This is a genomic window from Actinoalloteichus spitiensis RMV-1378 (assembly GCF_000239155.1).
Taxonomy (GTDB): Bacteria; Actinomycetota; Actinomycetes; order Mycobacteriales; family Pseudonocardiaceae; genus Actinoalloteichus_B; species Actinoalloteichus_B spitiensis.
Genome location: NZ_AGVX02000589.1, coordinates 1 through 1466, shown reverse-complemented (window position 1 = coordinate 1466; position 1466 = coordinate 1). Strand labels below are relative to the sequence as shown.

General features: G+C 67.6%; 1 protein-coding gene. It reads left to right on the top strand.

Translation table 11 applies throughout. From position 1 onward, the window contains the following. Positions 1-79 precede the first annotated feature (79 nt). A complete protein-coding gene (locus tag ACTIDRAF_RS0222150; RefSeq protein ID WP_016700898.1) occupies positions 80-1159 on the top strand; it encodes a ribonucleotide-diphosphate reductase subunit beta in 1080 nt (359 codons plus the stop codon). Positions 1160-1466 lie beyond the last annotated feature (307 nt).

Sequence of the window (1466 nt, the reverse complement as noted above, 5' to 3'; positions counted from 1 at the left end):
CCCGCCGTACCGGCATCTCCGGCGGCCCCGCTCCGGCGCCCACCGCGCTCCCCCACCGAACTCTGGAAAGGACCAGGACGTGACCAACACCGAATCGCCCTCGACCGACACCACCGGTCTCGGTGAGATCGTCCGCGACGCCGAGCGCGTCAGCGTCGACGACAAGGCGATGATCAACGCCCGCGCCGACGTCAACCAGCTGCTGCCGCTGAAGTACCACTGGGCGTGGGAGAAGTACCTGGCCGGCTGCAACAACCACTGGATGCCCACCGAGGTGTCCATGCAGGCCGACATCGCGCTGTGGAAGTCGCCGAACGGCCTCACCGACGACGAGCGCCGCCTCATCAAGCGCAACCTCGGCTTCTTCGCCACCTCCGAGTCGCTGGTGGCCAACAACATCGTGCTGGCCGTCTACCGGCACCTCACCAACCCGGAGTGCCGGCAGTACCTGCTGCGCCAGGCCTTCGAGGAGGCGGTGCACACCCACACCTTCCAGTACATCTGCGAGAGCCTCGGCCTCGACGAGGGCGAGCTGTTTAACATGTACCGCGAGGTGCCCTCGATCACCGACAAGGCCGCCTGGGCGCTGAACTACACGCAGAACCTGGAGGACCCGGAGTTCCGCACCGGGACCCACGAGGCCGACCAGGCCTTCCTGCGGGACCTCGTCGCGTTCTACGTGATCTTCGAGGGCATGTGGTTCTACACCGGGTTCGCGCAGATCCTCTCGCTGGGCCGCCAGCACAAGATGATCGGCATCGCCGAGCAGTACCAGTACATCCTGCGCGACGAGTCGATCCACCTGAACTTCGGCATCGACGCGATCAACCAGATCAAGATCGAGAACCCGCACCTGTGGAGCGAGGAGTTCCAGGAGGAGGTGCGCGGGATGCTGCGGGAGGCCTGCGACCTGGAGGTCGCCTACGGCCGCGACACCATGCCCCGGGGCATCCTCGGCATCAACGCCGAGTCCTGCGAGCAGTACATGCACTTCATCACCAACCGCCGCTGCGCCCAGCTGGGCCTGGAGCCGGTGTTCCCGGAGACGGACAACCCGTTCCCGTGGATGTCGGAGATGATGGACCTGACGAAGGAGAAGAACTTCTTCGAGACCCGGGTCACCGAGTACCAGAGCGGCGCCGCCCTCGACTGGGACTGATCGCCCGCCGGGTCGAGGTCCCCGGCCCCTGGCGGGGCGCGCGGCACGACCGGCGGCCTGGCTGCCCGCGAGGGCGAATCCCCGGACCCGACGCACGGGTCCGGGGATTCGTCATGTCGGGGCCGATCAGCCCCCAGCGGGGCCGATCAGCCCCAGCGGGGATGATGTCGCGAGCGGGCGTCACCAGTCCGGCCAGTCGATCTCCACGCCGATGCACTGCTCCCGCATGGCGACCGAGGTCCCGGTCAGCGCGTAGTACGCCCGACCGTCCGCGTCCTCGTAGTCGATCCTGATCCGCTCGGTCGCC